Origin of the sequence: Rhodoferax sp. BAB1, from assembly GCF_013334205.1 — a bacterium.
Taxonomy (GTDB): domain Bacteria; phylum Pseudomonadota; class Gammaproteobacteria; order Burkholderiales; family Burkholderiaceae_C; genus Hylemonella.
The window spans coordinates 1,675,174-1,690,968 of sequence record NZ_CP054424.1 but is presented as its reverse complement, the minus strand read 5'-3'; the positions used below and the strand labels follow the sequence as shown (position 1 = coordinate 1,690,968).

Sequence of the window (15,795 nt, the reverse complement as noted above, 5' to 3'; positions counted from 1 at the left end):
TCAGATCGCAATCAATTTGAGGCCGGCCCAGGCCAGCAGCACGGACAGGGCGGAGCGCACCACGCGCTCGTTGATGCGGTGCATCAGGTGGGTGCCCAGCCAGATGCCCGGCAGGGAACCGGCCAGCAGCAGGGTCAGCAGGCTCCAGTCCACCGACCCCAGCGAGGCGTGGCCCAGGCCGGCCACCAGGGTCAGGGGCACGGCGTAGGCGATATCGGCGGCCACGATGCGCGGCAGCGGCAGCAGGGGGTAGACGATCAGCAGCACGCTGACGCCGATGGCGCCGGCGCCCACCGAGGTCAGCGTCACCAGCGTGCCCACCAGGGCGCCCAGCAGCAGGGGCAGGCTCCAGTGGCGCGGCGTGGCGGCGGCGGCTTCCTGGCCGGCGGCGAGGCTGGCCGGCAGGGCCTTGCCGCGCACGGCCTTGTAGAGCGTGGCGGCGGCGGTCAGCAGCAGGGCTGCGCCCAGGGTGCTGGTCATCAGGCCCTGCACGGTCGGGTTGGCCGGGCCGACCCGGTGCAGGACGTAGAGGGTGATCAGGGCGGCCGGGATGCTGCCCGCCGACAGGCTGCCCACGATGCGCCAGTCGATCACACGCTGGCGGGCCAGACGCACGGTGCCGCCCAGCTTGGTGAAGGCGGCGAACAGCAGGTCCGTGCCGATGGCCAGGTGCGGTTTGACACCAAAGAAGAAGATCAGGATGGGCGTCATGAGCGAACCGCCGCCCACGCCCGTCAGGCCGACGATCAGCCCGACCAGGAACCCCGCAAAAATGAACGCCACGTCATGCATGGACGCGACTGTAGAAGCGGGGCTTCAGATTCCAAACTACATTTTTCTTGGATTCCTATAACCAGCAGTAATAAAGGATGACTCGGACCGGGCTGAAGGTCCGGTCAGCGTGAGAGCCAGTTGCTCGCCAGCGTGCTTTCGGCCAGGGCCAGGCAGGCCGGCGCATCGACCTGCAGGCAGGCCTGGATGCGGGGGATCTGCTCTTCCCAGCCCGGCTGGGGGTAGGGGATGTGCTCGCGCCGGTCCATGATGGTCTGGCCCTCGGCCAAGCCTTCGGTGACCACGCGCACCCGGCCAGCCTGGGTGCTGAACAGTTCCGGTTGCACCAGGTACATCATGGCCAGCAGGTCGTGGCCGTAGCAGCCCGGCAGCGCCGCCAGTTCCGGCTCGATGCGGCCGTAGAAACCGGCATAAAAACGCACGGCGTGCAGCAGGGCGTCGGTGGCGGGGTGCTGGTGCCGGGCTGCCAGGCGCTCAAACAGGGCCAGCGGCATGCGTACGCGGTGTGTCACGTCCAGCCCGACCAGGGTGAGTGGGAAGCCGGCCGTGAGGACGATGTCGGCCGCATGCGGGTCGTGCCAGATATTGGACTCGGCCACCGGCGACACATTGCCGGGTTCGCTGATGCTGCCACCCATCACGATGACCTGCTTGAGCAAGGCGGGCAAGTGCGGCTCCAGCCGCAGGGCCTGCGCCAGGTTGCCCAGCGGGCCGACGGCCACCACGCTGACTTCGCCGGGGTGGGCCCGGGCCTGCTCGACGATGTAGCGGGCGGCCGAGCGCTCATCCGGCCCGCGGGGCAGGGCGGCACGCAGCGGCAGGTTGCCCAGGCCGTCGGCGCCGTGGATCTCCGCGTCGGGCTGCAGGGGCGCCTTGCGCAGGGGCGTGGCCACGCCGGAGCAGACCGGCAGCTCGCGGCCGGCCAGGGCGCACAGGTACAGCGCGTTGTGCGTGGCCTGCGCCACGGTGACGTTGCCGAAGGTCGTGGTGATGCCCAGCAGCTCGACGTCCGGGTGCGCCAGCGCGAAATACAGCGCCATGGCGTCGTCGACGCCGGGGTCGCAGTCGAGGATGAGCGGGTGGCGGGCGTTCATGCGATGCCGCAATAAGCGCGCAGGGCGGCGTCTGCTTCGGACGCCGTGTGCGGCTGGCGCGCCAGGAACAGTTCCACCTCCACCGCCGTGGGAATGCCGCTTTGCGCGCCCGGCTTCAGGCACTTCAGGGCGCCGGCCGCACTGGCATGGCGCAGCGCATCGCCCATGGCATGGCCCTGGGCCAGACGCGCCACCAGGACGCCGCAGAAGGTGTCGCCTGCGCCCGTGCTGTCCACCGGTGTGATGGGGAAGGCCGCCTGCGTGCTCAGCGCCCCGTTGACCTTGGCGCAGCAACCGCGGGAGCCCAGCGTGACGACCACGCAAGGCACGGCCAGGCGCTGCAATTGTTGGGCAATGCTGCCCTGCGTGCCCGCCAATGTGGCCAGCTCGCCTTCGTTGACCAGCAGGATGTCCACCAGCTGCAGCAACTCGGGCGGGAGCGGGTGCGCTGGCGCCACATTGAGGACGACCTTGACACCATGGGCATGGGCGGCACGCGCATAGGCCAGCACCGTGTCCATGGGGATTTCCAGCTGCAGCATCAGGTGGCTGTAGCCGTCCAGCGCGGGCAGGTGTTCCGCTCGCAGATGGCTGTTGGCGCCGGGCGCGACCGTGATGGCGTTTTCGCCATGCTCGTCCACGCAGATGAAAGCGGTGCCGGTGGCCGCATCCGTCACCAGCACGCGGTGCAGGTGCACGCCGGCTTCGCTCAAGGAGTTTTCGATCGTCAGGGCCTGGGCGTCATGGCCCAGGGCCAGCAGCATGTGGGTGGTGTGGCCGCCGGCCTTGCGGCAGGCCGCGGCCTGGTTGGCGCCCTTGCCGCCGGGCCAGGTCCTGAAGTCATGGCCCAGCACCGTTTCACCGGGAGCGGGGATGTGCGGTGCACGCACCACGTAATCGAGATTGGCGGAGCCAGCGACAAGAATCATGGCCGCATTGTCGGGCTAAATTTCCTCGTGGTGTGAGGCTGCCCGTCGTGCGTGCAGGAAACGCGCCAAGCTGGTTTCCACGGGCCAGGGTTCGGCGCCCAGGCGGGCGGCCAGCAGTTCCGCGCAGAGCATGGCGAAGCTCAGGCCGCGTGAGCCCATGGCGGCGCTGATCCACAGCGTGGGCTGAGTGCCCTCTTGCAGCGGGCCGACCAGGGGCAGGCGGTCGGCGCTGACGCAGCGTGTGCCACCCCAGCCGCGAGCGGCTCCGGGAGCGAAGGACGGTGCCAGCCGTTGCGCGGCGGCGGGCAGCAGGGTGGACAGCTTGTCGAGATTGGTGCGGTGGTGTTCGCTGGCAAGGGCCGCTGGCTGTGCCGCGTCTTCGTAGGTGGCACCGGCATACCAGGCCAGCCCGTCCGCAGTGGGCACAGCCGGGATCAGGCTCCCCAGGCCGTTGACGGGGTAGGGAGGCAGGGCGCTCTCATCACCCGGCTGGCGCAGGCCGTTACTCATCACACCACGCATTTCCTGCAAGGCCGGTATTTGGGTGCTCAGGCCCAGCGGGGCCAGCAGGCGTGGCGCATCGGCCGCATTGGCCAGAACCACATGGCTGGCGCTGGTGAGCAGCTTGCCTTCGCGGTCCAGCAGCTGCCACTGTGTACCGGTGCGTTGCAGCCGCTCCACCTTCGTCTGGCCCCGGAAGGACACGCCGCTGTGCTTGAGCCAGGCCTGTACCAGGCGTGCCGGCTTGATCCACGCGGCTTGTGCGTGCCATAACGCAGGCACGGCCGCCATGCCCGCGCGCCAGGGTTCGGTGCCCGTGGAGGCCGGGCGGGTGATCTGCTGACCTTCGACAGGCCAATGGGCCGGCAGGCCAGGGTTGTCGTCCAGGCGCTGTTCCAGCACGCCGCTGTCTTCCCAGTCCTGCCCGGCCTGCAGCAGGCGCTGCGCTTCGCTGCGCATCAGGCGCAGGCCGGCGCGCGTGAGGCGCGAACGCGGGCTGTCATCGGTGGAGACATGGGGCACCAGCAGACCGGCCGGCAGGCCCGAGGCGCCGGCGGCCGGCTCGGGCGCGGCGTCCAGCACCTCTACCAACCAGCCGCGCCGGGTCAGGGTTGCGGCCACGCTGGCCCCGGCCAGGCCGGCGCCGATCACCACGCAAGTACCGGGTGTGGCTGCCTCGGTGCGTAGTGTTTCGCGGCTGGTCTTGAGGTCCCAGGGCGGGTCGTAGCGTGCGTGGTCGGCTTCCAGCACGAAGCCGCTTTCCGGCAGCAGCTTGTGCAGCTCCGGCGTCAGCGTGTCGAAGGCCAGCTGCGTGCCGCGCCGGCAGCAGCGTGCCAGGGCCTTGAGGCTCCAGCGGTCCCAGGGCAAGGTGCTGTCGAGAAAAACGGCATCGGCTTCGAACTGCTGTTCGCGCAGCAGGGTTTGCAGTTCGCCCACGCCCAGCGTCAGTTGCAGCCGGCCCTCGGCGAGGGAAAGGCGGTGCATGCCGGGCAGCAGGCCGGTCCACTGCACCAGCAACTCATCGGCCAGCGTCGCCTGTTCAGGGGGGGCGCTGGCCCGCAGCGTCTGGGTTGAAGGCGGCGAGGTGGTGAGGGCGACAATGTGCAGCACAAGGGGGCGCTGCGTTTCATCCCCCCAGGCTTGCCATAACGCGAACAGGCGTGTTGCATCCAAGCGCGTGTCGAGCACGCGCCACGCCGGCCGGCCGGCCGCTGGCGGCGGCAGCAAAGTGCGCGCCGCTTCGTTCACGGTGGGGAGGTGTATCTCTCAGGCGCTCGGCGGGACATAACCCGCCGCAGCATCGGCGCCGCTGCCGAAGAAATGGTTCTCCATCTGGCGGGCCAGGTACTGGCGGGCGCGCGCATCGGCCAGGTTCAGGCGGTTCTCGTTGACCAGCATGGTCTGGTGCTTGAGCCAGGCGGCCCAGGCTTCCTTGCTGACGCTTTCCCAGATGCGCTTGCCCAACTCGCCCGGGTAGGGCGGGAAGTCCAGGCCCTCGGCTTCCTTGCCGAGCTTGATGCAGTTGACCATGCGTGCCATGTCGAGATTCCTTGGTTCGAAAAGAACAATAATGCGAAATTGTCGTCGGTTTTTGGAAACCTTATCGATGCCTCGTGATCCATATGGGTCATCGATTCCGTTGGAGCCATCATGTTTGATCGTTTGGGGACGCGCCGGATCATGGGCGTCATCCTGTTGAGTTGTCTCGCCCTCCTGGGCTTCGGCCTCTATCTGCAGCACGTGGTGGGACTGGAACCCTGCCCCATGTGCATCGTGCAGCGCTACACCATGGTGCTGATCGCCGTGGTGGCCGCCATCGGTGCCGCCGTTTCGGGTCGCCGTACCCAGGTGGCACTTGCCGGGCTGCTGGCCGTGCTGGCCATTTTTGGCGCCTTCGTCGCCGCGCGCCAGAGCTGGCTGCAGTGGTACCCGCCCGAGATCGCCACCTGCGGGCGCGACTTCTACGGCATGATCGAAAACTTCCCCCTGCAGCGCGCCATTCCCATGATCTTCAAGGGATCGGGCGACTGCACGGCCATCGACTGGACCTTCCTGGGCGGCTCCATCGCCAACTGGTCCTTCCTGTGGTTCGCGGCCTTTGCCCTGGTCGGCCTGGCCCTGCTGTGGCGCCGTCCGGTTCGCTGAACCCGGTTTTTTCTCGCCTTTTCTCGCTTTTTCCTCCGCTGCCGCCACGCCATAATGGTCTGGCCATGGATGGCCGTGCCCGGTTTGGGCTTGGGCTTGGTACAGAGGATCTAGCGACATGAACAACCTGAAAATTTCCACCCGCCTGCTGGTGCTGCTGGCCGTCCTGTCGGGCTTGCTGATCGTCATCGGCGCGATCGGCCTCTTTGGCATCAACAGGGCCAACGCTGCTCTCCACACGGTCTATGAAGACCGCACGGTACCGGCCGCCCAGTTGGCGCAGATCGACTCCATGATGCAGCAGAACCGCATGCTGGCGTTGATCACGCTGATGGCCCCGGGGGCCGAGGCGGTCAAGCTCAATAGCGCCAAGATCGAGGGCAATATCGCGGCCATCACCAAGCTCTGGGAGACCTATATGGCCACAGCCCAGACGGAGGAGGAAGCCAGGCTGGCCAAGGAATTTGCAGCAGCGCGCGGCCGTTATGTCGCCGAAGGCCTGCGTCCTTCCATCGTGGCCATGCGCACCGACGACATCCCCCAGCTGGCCTCCCTGGTGCAGGACGCCTTGCCGGTGCTCTACGAGAAGGCCAACGCCGCATCCCAGACGCTGATCAAGCTGCAGCTGGACGTGGCCAAGCAGGAATACGACGCAGCCGAGGCGCGTTACCAGACGATCTTCGCGGTCTCCATTGCTGCCATCGCGATCGGTGTGGTGTTTGCCTGGGTGCTGGGCCTGGCCCTGATCCGCGGCATCTCGCGTTCCCTGGGGGATGCCGTCAACCTGTCCGAGGCCGTGGCCCAGGGGGATTTGAGCCTGCAGGTGCAGGCCACGGGCAAGGACGAAGTGGCCCGTGTGCTGCAGTCGCTCACGGCCATGCAGAGCAACCTGGCGCAGATCGTGAGCCGGGTGCGCCAGGGGAGTGAATCCGTCTCCACCGCCAGCGCCGAGATCGCCCAGGGCAACCAGGACCTGAGCGCTCGCACCGAAAGCCAGGCCAGCGCGCTGGAAGAAACCGCGGCCTCGATGGAAGAGCTCTCTTCCACCGTGAAGCAGAACGCCGACAACGCCCGCCAGGCCAACCAGCTGGCGCAGAGCGCGTCCACGGTGGCCGTGCAGGGTGGTGAGGTGGTGGCCCAGGTGGTGGACACCATGAAGGGCATCAACGACAGCTCCCGCAAGATCGCCGACATCATCAGCGTGATCGACGGCATTGCCTTCCAGACCAACATCCTGGCCTTGAACGCGGCCGTGGAAGCGGCCCGCGCCGGCGAGCAGGGCCGCGGTTTTGCCGTGGTGGCCAGCGAGGTGCGCAGCCTGGCCGGCCGCAGCGCCGAAGCCGCCAAGGAGATCAAGACCCTCATCACCGACAGCGTGGAGCGGGTCGGGCAGGGCACGGCCCTGGTGGACCAGGCCGGCAGTACCATGAACGAGGTGGTGGCCAGCATCCGGCGCGTGACCGACATCATGGGCGAGATCAGCGCGGCCAGCTCCGAGCAGAGCCAGGGTGTGGCGCAGATCGGCGAGGCCGTGACCAATATGGACCAGGCCACGCAGCAGAACGCGGCCCTGGTGGAGGAAATGGCGGCAGCGGCCTCCAGCCTCAGGAGCCAGGCGCAGGAGCTGGTGCAGACCGTGGCCGTCTTCAAGCTCGATGCGGCATCGGGTGGCAGTCTGGCACCGGTCGCTTCGAGCCTGCAGGTGCGCTCGACCCCGGCGCCGGCTTATGGCGGCACCGATCGCCCCACCTTGGGCCAGAGTGCGAACAGTGCAGGCATCGACCTGGACAGCGCCATCAAGGCCCATGCCGACTGGCGCAGCAAGCTGCGTGCGGCTGCCATGCACGGTGAGCAGGTCGATGCCGACACCATCTGCCGGGATGACCAGTGCCCGCTGGGCAAGTGGCTGCACGGCAGCGGCCAGGGCAAGTTCGGCAGCAAGCCCAGCTTCGTCGAACTGCTCGGGGCGCATCGCGAGTTCCACGACGAGGCCGGCAAGGTGGCCCGCAGCATCAACAACGGCGCCGGTACTGAGGCCGAGAAGATGCTGGAGAGCGACACAGCCTTCTCCCGCGCCTCGCAGAAAGTCACGCGCCTGATTGTGCAGTTCAAGAACGAGATCCAGGGCGGGGGTGCCAAGCCGGCGCGACCGGCGAAGGCACCGGGCAGCGAACTCCGCCGCCCCGCGGCATCGACCCCGGCGACAGCCGCGGCGGACGGGGACTGGGAGACCTTCTGAGTCGACCGAAGGCATGAACCGGACGGCACCTGCGGGTGCCGTTTTTCATGGTGTGGAGACGCCAGGCGCTATGCTCGGCCGCTGGCTACAAACGAGGAACCCCCACGTGAACTCCCAACTGGATCGCAACGCCAAGGGCGTCTACCTGATCGCCGTCACCCCCTTCAGCGACAGCGGTGCGCTGGACCTGGCCAGCACCGACCGCATGGTGGACTTCTGCCTGGAAAAAGGCGTAACCGGCCTGACCGTGCTGGGCATCATGGGCGAGGCGCCCAAGCTCACCATGGAAGAGTCGCGCACCTTCGTCAAACAGGTGCTGGCGCGGGTCCAGGGCCGGGTGCCGGTGGTGGTGGGTGCCTCGTCGCCGGGTTTTGCACCCATGCGCGAACTCACGCAAAGCGTGATGGCCCTGGGCGCGGCCGGTGTCATGGTGGCGCCGCCGTCCACCGTGCGTACCGACGACCAGATCACCGCCTATTTCGACATGGTCAACGAGACCCTGGGCCCCGACGTGCCCTGGGTGCTGCAGGACCATCCGGTGGCCACCGGCGTACAGATGTCCACCGCTGTCATCCTGAAGATCCTGAAGAACTCGCCCACCTGCGTGATGCTCAAGCACGAGGACAGCCCGGGCCTGGCCAAGCTCAGTGCCATCCGCGCGGCCAGCGACAAGGGTGAACTCCAGCGCGTTTCCATCCTCACCGGCAACGGCGGCGGCCTGTTCCTGCCGGAAGAGCTCACGCGCGGCGCCGACGGCGCCATGACCGGCTTTGCCTACCCCGAGATGATGGTGGACGTCTGTGCCGCCCATGCACGCGGCGATATCGAGCGTGCGCACGATCTGTTCGACGCCTACCTGCCGCTGGCGCGCTACGAGCAGCAGGCCAATATCGGCCTGGCCGTGCGCAAGCACATCCTGATGAAGCGCGGCATCATCGCCTCGGAGGCCGTGCGCAAGCCGGGCCCGAAGCTGTCGGCGCAGGACATCACCGACATCGCGCGCCTGACGGCACGGCAAGAAAAGCGGCTGGTCGCACTGGGTTGAGAGGGGCCTCCCTTGGAGATCAGCATCCACAAGGGTTATCTGTCAGGTTGCATCGGCCGGATCACCGCGCTGCATGCGGACTATTACGCCCAGCAGTCGGGTTTCGGTGTGTATTTCGAGAGCCGGGTCGCGCGTGAACTGGCAGCCTTCTGCGAGCGTTACGAGGAGGCGCGTGATGGACTCTGGCTGGCACTGGCCGACGGCCGGGTCGAAGGCGCCATCGCCATCGACGGCCTGCATGCCCCTACGGAAGGGGCTCATCTGCGCTGGTTCATCACTTCGGACCGCCTGCGCGGTTCGGGCATAGGCACACGCCTGCTGGGCAGCGCGCTGGCTTTTTGCGATGAGCGGGGTTATGCCAGGACCAGCCTCTGGACTTTCGCTGGCCTGCAGGCTGCGCGTCATCTCTACGAGAAACAGGGCTTTCGCCTGGTACACGAGCAGCCGGGCCGGCAGTGGGGCAATGAAGTGATGGAACAGCGCTTCGAACGCCTGGCGCCCCGGCTTGCGGAATGAGGCCCCCCCCCGGACTTTTTCGGGAGGCTGGCCTGCTAGGGATTACCCGCGTTTCATGAGTGTCAGACCACTGATGCTGCCTGCCACTGCGCAGTATTTGATGCTTTCTCGACTTCAGTGCCGGCCTGATATTTGCAGGGCCGGTCAATTGGCGTACGATGAAATCGCTGACAGACTGAAGCATGAATGCCATCAACGTCCAGGTCGTTTTTCGTGATGAGCCGGCGCCAGCCGAAACGCTGACCGAGCCCTGGCGCATCCTGGTGGTCGATGACGACCACGAGGTGCACCAGGCCACCCGCTTCGCCCTGGACAAGCTGCAGGTCTCGGACCGCCCACTGGAGCTGCTGCACGCGCATTCGAGCGCCGAGGCTCTGCGCATGCTGGCCGTGGAGCCGGACATTGCCGTGGTGTTGCTCGACGTGGTGATGGAGACACCCACCGCCGGCCTGGACATCATCGCCAGGATCCGGGGCGAACTCGGCCTGAACTGCACACGCATCATCCTGCGCACCGGCCAGCCCGGGTATGCGCCCGAGATCGAAACCATCCGCAAGTACGACATCAACGACTACAAGTCCAAGAGCGAGCTGACCCAGGCCAAGCTCTATGCCGCGCTGTCGGTCGCCTTGCGTACCTACGCGCAGTTGTGCCAGGAGGCGCGCGCGCGCGCGAACCTGGAAAAGATCATCGACAGCGGCCAGCGGCTCAAGGCCTATGCCGGTGCAGACACGCCCGGCGCGGCCGATCTGCTGCTGATGCTGGCGGCCTACTTCGGTGCCGCCCCCGACGGTTTCATCGCCGACCAGCAGAGTGGTCCCCGCAGCCTGACCCTGCTGGCGGTTGCGGGGCGATACCCGCAGGAGGCCGTCGGTTCCCCGCCCTCGGCACATGCCGGCCCGGACCTGCTGGCGCTGATCGAGCGTTGCCTGGAGGAACGGCGTTGCCTGGGCATGGAGGGCGGCACGGCCTTGCATCTGCGTTCCGGCGCCACGGGCGACCTGGTTGCCTGGCTGCACCTGACGCCGCAGCAGACGCAGACGGTGGACCTGCGCATGCTCGACGTCTTCTGTGCCCACATGGCCGTCGAATGGCAGAACCAGCAGCTTCTGGAGAAGCTGCGCCGGGCTGCCTATACCGATACCTTGACCGGCCTGCACAACCGCGCCGCCCTGGTGGAAAAACTCGAGGCCTGCCGCGGCGATGCCGACTGCATTGCGCGCACCTCGCTGGCCCTGATCGACATCGACCAGTTCTCCGGCATCAACGACATGTTCGGCCATGTCTATGGTGACCGCCTGCTGCAGCTGGCCGCGCAGCGCCTGCGCAAGGCCTTGCCGCCGCCCTGCGAACTGGCCCGGGTGAGCAACGACACCTTTGCGGTCTGGGCCCCTGAAGCCGTCGTGCAGCCGGACTTGCTGCGCCGGCATTTTTCCCAGCCCTTCGTCTTCGACGACATCGAGCACACGGTCAGCGTGTCCATCGGCGTGGTGCACCTGCAGGAAGCGCTGGGCATCACCGGGGCCGACCTGCTCAAGGAGGCCTGGATCGCCCTCAAGCGCGCCAAGATGAACGGCCACGGGCAGGACGCCTGGTACACCACCTCCTCGGCGCGCGAGACCCGCGAGCACACGCGCCTGCTGCACGCCCTGCGCACCGCTTTCCAGCGCGAGCGCCTGTTCCTGATGTTCCAGCCGCAGGTGGCGCTGGACAGCGGCCGCATCCTCGGGGTCGAGGCGCTGCTGCGCTGGAAGGCCGACGACGGCCGTTTCATCCCGCCGGACCGTTTCCTGCCCATCGCTGAAAGCTCCGGCCTGATCGTCGACCTCGGCGCCTGGGTGCTGCGCAGCGCGCTGCGCGCGCTGCAGAAGATAGAGGTGCAGGGGCACCCGGGCCTGCGCATGTCCGTCAACGTTTCGGCGCACCAGTTCTCGCACCCCCGCTTCCTGGCCGACCTGCAGGACGCCCTGGCGCAGGAGCGCGTGCCGGCCGGCCAGCTGGAACTGGAGATCACCGAGTCGGTGGCCATCGTGGGAACGGACAAGGTCGAAGACCTGCTCAAGCGCATCCGCCAGCTCGGCATCACGATCGCCATCGACGATTTCGGCACCGGCTACTCCTCGCTGGCCTATCTGGACCGCCTGCCGGTGGACCGCATCAAGATCGACCGCTCCTTCGTCCAGGTGCTCAACACCCAGACCCGTGGCGCCCGCATTGCCGAGCTGGTCATCCCCCTGGGGCAGCAGCTCGGCCTGACGGTGCTGGCCGAGGGCGTGGAAACCCGCGAGCAGGCCGAGTTCCTGCGCAGCCTGGGTTGCCATGAAGCACAGGGCTACTGGTATGCCAAGCCCATGCCGCTGGAGGAGCTGCTGCCCTGGCTGCAGGCGCATGGCGGCGGACCGGGCCCGGAAGGGGCCTGAGCATGCCGGCCCATCGCACTGCCTGGCTGGCCCTGGGCCTGAGTCTGGCCCTGGCCGGCTGCACACCACCCGAGCCCCTGAAGCTGGCCTACCTGGCCGGGCTGAGCGGCAGCGTGGCCGATCTCGGGGACGCCGGTTATGCGGGCGTGCAACTCGCGGTCTCGGAAATCAATGCGGCCGGCGGAATCGGCGGGCGCCCGCTCGAACTGCTGGTGCGCGATGACGGCCAGGACCCGGAGCAGGCGCGTGCCGCTGTGCGCGAGCTCGCGGCCCGGGGGGTCGTGGCCATCATCGGGCCCATGACCACGGCCATGGCGCATGCCATCCTGCCCGTCAGCGAGGAAACCGGCCTGGTCCTGGTCAGCCCCACCGCCACCGGCAGCAGCCTCTCGGGGCGTGACGATCTCCTGCTGATGGTCCTGTCCTCCACCCAGCACACGGCCCGCCAGAGCGCCGACTACAACTACGGCCTGGGTTATCTGCGCATTGCGGCCATCTACGACACCCGCAACCAGTCCTATGCCGAAGACTGGCTCCAGTCCTTTCGCTATGCCCTGCAGGCGCGCGGCGGGCGGCTGGTGACGGCCATTCCCTTCACCTCGGGCCAGGACGCCAGTTATGTCGATGCGGTCAACCAGCTCCAGGGCATGAGCCTGGATGCCATCATGTACGTGGCCAATGCCGTGGACACCGTGCGCCTGGTGCAGGCGGTCCGTGCCCAGGGGCGGCGCGACGCCTCGATCGGCGTCACCTGGTCGGCGACCGAACAGCTGCTGGAGATGGGCGGGCGCACCGTGGAGGAAATGTCCACGGTGCAGCTCTTCAACCGCGACGACAACTCCCCGCGCTACCAGGCCTTCCACGCCAGCTACCGCGAACGCTTCAAGTCCGACCCGGGGTTTGCCAGCATCGCCACCTACGACGGGGCCCAGGCGTTGGCCCAGGCCATGCGGCAGCAGGCCAGGGGCCAGACCCTGAAGCAGGCGCTGCTGGCCAGCGGCCCCTACCCGGGCCTGCAGGGCGAATGGAGCTTCGACAGGAACGGGGATGTGGTGGGCAAGTCCTCTATCGCCGTCGTGCGCCGCGGGCGTTTCGTGGTGGCCGGCGAGTAACGGGGACGCATGCGATCCATCAGCCTGCGTACGTCACTGGTCCTGCTGCTGGCAGCCGCCACGGTGCTCACCTTCCTGGTGGTCGGTACCTCCATCCTGCTGGTGCGCCTGCCCCAGGTGGAGCAGCGCAGCCGCACGCAGGCCCAGCTGGCCGCAGAGAACGTGCAACGCCTGCTGGACCGTTTCATGGAAGGCGTGGAGGGCCAGCTGCAGCCGCTGGCCAGGCTGGCCGGCCAGGGCAGCGCCGCCTCCTTGCAGGCGCACCTGGACGCGCTGGTGGCCGAGGGTTCGGTTTTCGATGCCGTTTCCCTGCTGGACGAAGAGGGCAAGGTGCTGGCCACGGGGCACGACGACAGCAGCGACAAGCGTTTCATGAAAAACCTGGAGGGCATGGACTTTGCCGGCAACAGCCTGTTCCAGGCCTTGCAGGCGCAGCGGCGCGCCAGCCCGCAGTCCCGGCAGACGGTCTGGAGCGACCGTTACCTCTCGGTGCTGTCGGGCCAGATCAATGTGGGGGTCGCGCTGCCCGCCGGCCGGCGCACCGTGGTGGGAGAGATGCCGCCCGAGCGCCTGCTGCGGCTCATCTCGGGCGTGCAGCTCAGCGACGAGGGCGCGGTGGTGGTCATCGACCGGCGGGGCCGCGGGCTGGCCACGACCCAGCCCATCCCCCAGCTGCCTTTTCATGACTACAGCGATTCCTCCACCTTCAAGGCCATCCTCCAAGGCGGGGCGCTGCCTGTCTACGAGGTCATCAACGGCCAGAGCCTCCTGGTCGGCGGGACCCGGACCGAGAAACTGGGCTGGGTGATCGCCGCGGGGGTGCCCGCCGGCCTGTCCAACTACAGCTACCGGGTCACCCTGTTGCTGGTGCTGGGGGGCTTCGCAGGCGCCATGCTCATCAGCCTGGCGCTCGCGCCCCTGTGGGCGGCGCGCATGTCGCAGCCGTTCCGCCTGTTGGCGGAGCGGGCCCACCGGATCGCGCGCGGCGATTTTTCGCGCACGGATGCGCGCATCGGATCGATCAGGGAGTTCGGCCTGCTCAGCGAGGACCTGGACGGCATGGCCGACGCCATCCTCCAGCGCGAAGCCGCCATGCAACGCGGTGAACAGCGCATGAAGGCCACGCTGGAGTCGACCCCGGCGGTGGCCATCCAGTGGTTCGACATCGAGGGTCGGGTGCTCTACTGGAACCAGGCCTCGACCGAACTCTACGGCTTCGATGCGCAGGAGGCCATGCACACCCGCCTGGACGATCATCCCCTGATGTTCGGCAACGCGGCCGGCGTGGCCGGCTTCCTGGCGGCGCTGCGCGACATCGGGCGCACGGGCCTGGCCGTGGGCCCGGTCGAGTACGAGCTCACGCACAAGGACGGGCACTCCGTGCACGTCCTGGCCTCGACCTTCTGCATCCCGGGCGAGACGGAGCAGCCGGTCTTCGTCTGCATGGACATCGACATCACCCAGCGCAAGCAGGCCGAGGCGGCCTTGCGCAACAACGAGCTCAAGCTGGAGACCATCTTCAACGCCTCGCCGGCGCCCATGTCGGTTTCCGACGTGCGTCGCGCCTACCGCATCGTGACCGTCAACCACTCGTGGGAGACGCTGTTCGGGCGCAGCCGGGAGGCGGTCGTGGGCTTGTCCGGTGCGGAGATCAACCACTGGCTCGACGATTCGGACCGGGTGCGTTTCCTGGCACTCGTGCAGGGCCAGGGGCAGGTCCAGGATTTCGAGGCCTGGTGCCGCAGTTCCGACGGCCGCGCCATCCTGTGCAGCATTTCCGCGCTGGTGACCGAGATCGGAGAGGAGCGCCTGCTGCTGATGATGACGGTGGACATCACCGACCGGCGGCGCATCGAACTCGAGATCCACCAGCTGAACGTGGCGCTGGAGCAGCGCGTCGAGCAGCGCACCGAAGAGTTGCGCCTGGCCAACCTGAAACTCACCGAGACGGTCGACACCCTGACCTTCGCCCAGGCTCAGCTGGTGGAGGCGGAGAAGCTGGCCGCGCTGGGCAATCTGGTGGCTGGCGTGGCCCACGAACTCAACACGCCCATCGGCAACGGCCTGATGGCCATCTCCACCCTGGACGAACGCCTCAAGGAGTTCCGCCGCATCGCCAAGGAGGGCATGACCTATTCCGACCTGCAGCGCTTCACCGAGGCGGTGGAGATGGCCTGCTCCATCAGCATGCGCAACCTGCAGCGCGCGGCCACGCTCGTGTCCAGCTTCAAGCAGGTGGCGGTGGACCAGACCAGTTCACAGCGCCGCCGCTTCGAGCTGCTGGAGGTGGTCGACGAAGTCCTGCTGACCTTGCAGCCCACGCTGAGGAAGACGCCCTGGCGTGTCGAAGTCCGCGTGCCGCAGGGCCTGGCCCTGGACAGCTACCCCGGGGCGCTGGGCCAGGTGCTGACCAACCTGATCGCCAACGCCGTGGCGCATGCCTTCGACGACCGTGCCTCGGGCACGATCACCATCACCGGTGCGGCCGTGTCGGATACGGAAATCCTGTTCAGCATCGGGGACGACGGCCAGGGCATCCCCGAAGCACTGCAGAAGAAAATCTTCGAACCCTTCTTCACGACCAAGATGGGGCAGGGCGGGACCGGCCTAGGCCTGCACATCGTCTTCAACGCCGTGACCCGTGTGCTGGGCGGGCAGATCAACCTGCGCAGCACGCTGCGGCAAGGCTCGGTGTTCGAAGTGCGGATGCCGCGCGTGGCGCCCGGCTCCGAGGCAGCCCGGGCCCAGGAGCCCTAGAGCTTCTTGACCAGCAACTGGGACTTGCGGTCCCAGTTGTACTTGCGCTTGCGCGCCTCGGGCAGCCAATCCGGGTCCACGGTCTGGAAACCGCGCTTAATGCAGCAACGCACTGCGCTCGCTGTCGGCATGGAGATGCTTTCCAGGTGACGGAAAAGTGATTCAGCATGCACCGAGATAGCCAGCATCTTGCTGTCTCCGTACATTCTTAATTCCTCATAAAGAAATCAGTGAAGGAGGGGACA

At 67.5% G+C, this 15,795-nt stretch carries 13 protein-coding genes; 7 read left to right on the top strand and 6 right to left on the bottom strand.

Going from position 1 to position 15,795, the window contains the following annotated elements; all coding sequences use genetic code 11:
• The 5 genes from HTY51_RS08055 to HTY51_RS08035 all read right to left on the bottom strand — a co-directional run bounded on the left by HTY51_RS08055 (position 1) and on the right by HTY51_RS08035 (position 4,855).
• Positions 1-792 (bottom strand): sulfite exporter TauE/SafE family protein, encoded by a 792-nt coding sequence (locus HTY51_RS08055; protein WP_174252258.1) that lies wholly within the window; start codon positions 790-792, stop codon positions 1-3.
• Positions 793-896: 104 nt separating this feature from the next.
• Positions 897-1,886, bottom strand: coding sequence for a nucleoside hydrolase (locus tag HTY51_RS08050; RefSeq protein WP_174252257.1), 990 nt, complete (start codon positions 1,884-1,886; stop codon positions 897-899).
• A complete protein-coding gene (locus tag HTY51_RS08045; protein ID WP_174252256.1) occupies positions 1,883-2,815 on the bottom strand; it encodes a ribokinase in 933 nt (310 codons plus the stop codon). Before HTY51_RS08045 ends, HTY51_RS08050 begins: the two co-directional genes overlap by 4 nt.
• Before the next feature lie 15 nt (positions 2,816-2,830).
• A complete protein-coding gene (gene mnmC / locus HTY51_RS08040) occupies positions 2,831-4,564 on the bottom strand; it encodes an FAD-dependent 5-carboxymethylaminomethyl-2-thiouridine(34) oxidoreductase MnmC (RefSeq protein WP_174252255.1) in 1,734 nt (577 codons plus the stop codon).
• Between the two features lie 18 nt (positions 4,565-4,582).
• Complete coding sequence (locus HTY51_RS08035; RefSeq protein ID WP_057676056.1) at positions 4,583-4,855, bottom strand: oxidative damage protection protein; 273 nt, start codon at positions 4,853-4,855, stop codon at positions 4,583-4,585.
• A 111-nt stretch (positions 4,856-4,966) separates the two neighbouring features.
• Here HTY51_RS08035 and HTY51_RS08030 point away from each other — a divergent pair, with 111 nt between their 5' ends.
• From HTY51_RS08030 to HTY51_RS08000, 7 genes are all read left to right on the top strand, one after another.
• A complete protein-coding gene (locus HTY51_RS08030) occupies positions 4,967-5,461 on the top strand; it encodes a disulfide bond formation protein B (RefSeq protein ID WP_174252254.1) in 495 nt (164 codons plus the stop codon).
• Positions 5,462-5,579: 118 nt separating this feature from the next.
• A complete protein-coding gene (locus tag HTY51_RS08025) occupies positions 5,580-7,700 on the top strand; it encodes a methyl-accepting chemotaxis protein (protein WP_174252253.1) in 2,121 nt (706 codons plus the stop codon).
• Between the two features lie 106 nt (positions 7,701-7,806).
• Positions 7,807-8,745 (top strand): dihydrodipicolinate synthase family protein, encoded by a 939-nt coding sequence (locus tag HTY51_RS08020; protein WP_254607022.1) that lies wholly within the window; start codon positions 7,807-7,809, stop codon positions 8,743-8,745.
• A 12-nt stretch (positions 8,746-8,757) separates the two neighbouring features.
• Positions 8,758-9,261, top strand: coding sequence for a GNAT family N-acetyltransferase (locus HTY51_RS08015; protein ID WP_174252251.1), 504 nt, complete (start codon positions 8,758-8,760; stop codon positions 9,259-9,261).
• Positions 9,262-9,443: 182 nt separating this feature from the next.
• Positions 9,444-11,681: an EAL domain-containing protein gene (locus HTY51_RS08010; protein WP_174252250.1), complete on the top strand. Its 2,238-nt coding sequence runs from the start codon at positions 9,444-9,446 to the stop codon at positions 11,679-11,681.
• Between the two features lie 2 nt (positions 11,682-11,683).
• The gene (locus tag HTY51_RS08005) at positions 11,684-12,793 is read left to right on the top strand and encodes an ABC transporter substrate-binding protein (protein ID WP_174252249.1); all 1,110 of its coding nucleotides are present in this window, start codon (positions 11,684-11,686) and stop codon (positions 12,791-12,793) included.
• Positions 12,794-12,802: 9 nt separating this feature from the next.
• Positions 12,803-15,550, top strand: a complete 2,748-nt coding sequence (locus HTY51_RS08000) for a PAS domain S-box protein (RefSeq protein WP_174252248.1) — start codon at positions 12,803-12,805, stop codon at positions 15,548-15,550.
• Here the strand turns inward: HTY51_RS08000 and HTY51_RS18740 are convergent.
• On the bottom strand, positions 15,547-15,681 hold the full coding sequence (locus tag HTY51_RS18740; RefSeq protein WP_256407379.1) for a hypothetical protein: 135 nt from the start codon (positions 15,679-15,681) through the stop codon (positions 15,547-15,549). The two genes, HTY51_RS08000 and HTY51_RS18740, sit on opposite strands and share 4 nt — an antisense overlap.
• Between the last annotated feature and the right edge of the window lie 114 nt (positions 15,682-15,795).

What these genes read in the sequence shown, in the direction of transcription:
- HTY51_RS08000 (WP_174252248.1), top strand. Translation starts at nt 12,803, where the DNA reads ATGCGATCCATCAGCCTGCGTACGTCACTGGTCCTGCTGCTGGCAGCC.
- HTY51_RS08035 (WP_057676056.1), bottom strand. Translation starts at nt 4,855, where the DNA reads ATGGCACGCATGGTCAACTGCATCAAGCTCGGCAAGGAAGCCGAGGGC.
- HTY51_RS18740 (WP_256407379.1), bottom strand. Translation starts at nt 15,681, where the DNA reads ATGCCGACAGCGAGCGCAGTGCGTTGCTGCATTAAGCGCGGTTTCCAG.
- HTY51_RS08050 (WP_174252257.1), bottom strand. Translation starts at nt 1,886, where the DNA reads ATGAACGCCCGCCACCCGCTCATCCTCGACTGCGACCCCGGCGTCGAC.
- HTY51_RS08025 (WP_174252253.1), top strand. Translation starts at nt 5,580, where the DNA reads ATGAACAACCTGAAAATTTCCACCCGCCTGCTGGTGCTGCTGGCCGTC.
- HTY51_RS08045 (WP_174252256.1), bottom strand. Translation starts at nt 2,815, where the DNA reads ATGATTCTTGTCGCTGGCTCCGCCAATCTCGATTACGTGGTGCGTGCA.
- HTY51_RS08055 (WP_174252258.1), bottom strand. Translation starts at nt 792, where the DNA reads ATGCATGACGTGGCGTTCATTTTTGCGGGGTTCCTGGTCGGGCTGATC.
- HTY51_RS08005 (WP_174252249.1), top strand. Translation starts at nt 11,684, where the DNA reads ATGCCGGCCCATCGCACTGCCTGGCTGGCCCTGGGCCTGAGTCTGGCC.
- HTY51_RS08030 (WP_174252254.1), top strand. Translation starts at nt 4,967, where the DNA reads ATGTTTGATCGTTTGGGGACGCGCCGGATCATGGGCGTCATCCTGTTG.
- HTY51_RS08010 (WP_174252250.1), top strand. Translation starts at nt 9,444, where the DNA reads ATGAATGCCATCAACGTCCAGGTCGTTTTTCGTGATGAGCCGGCGCCA.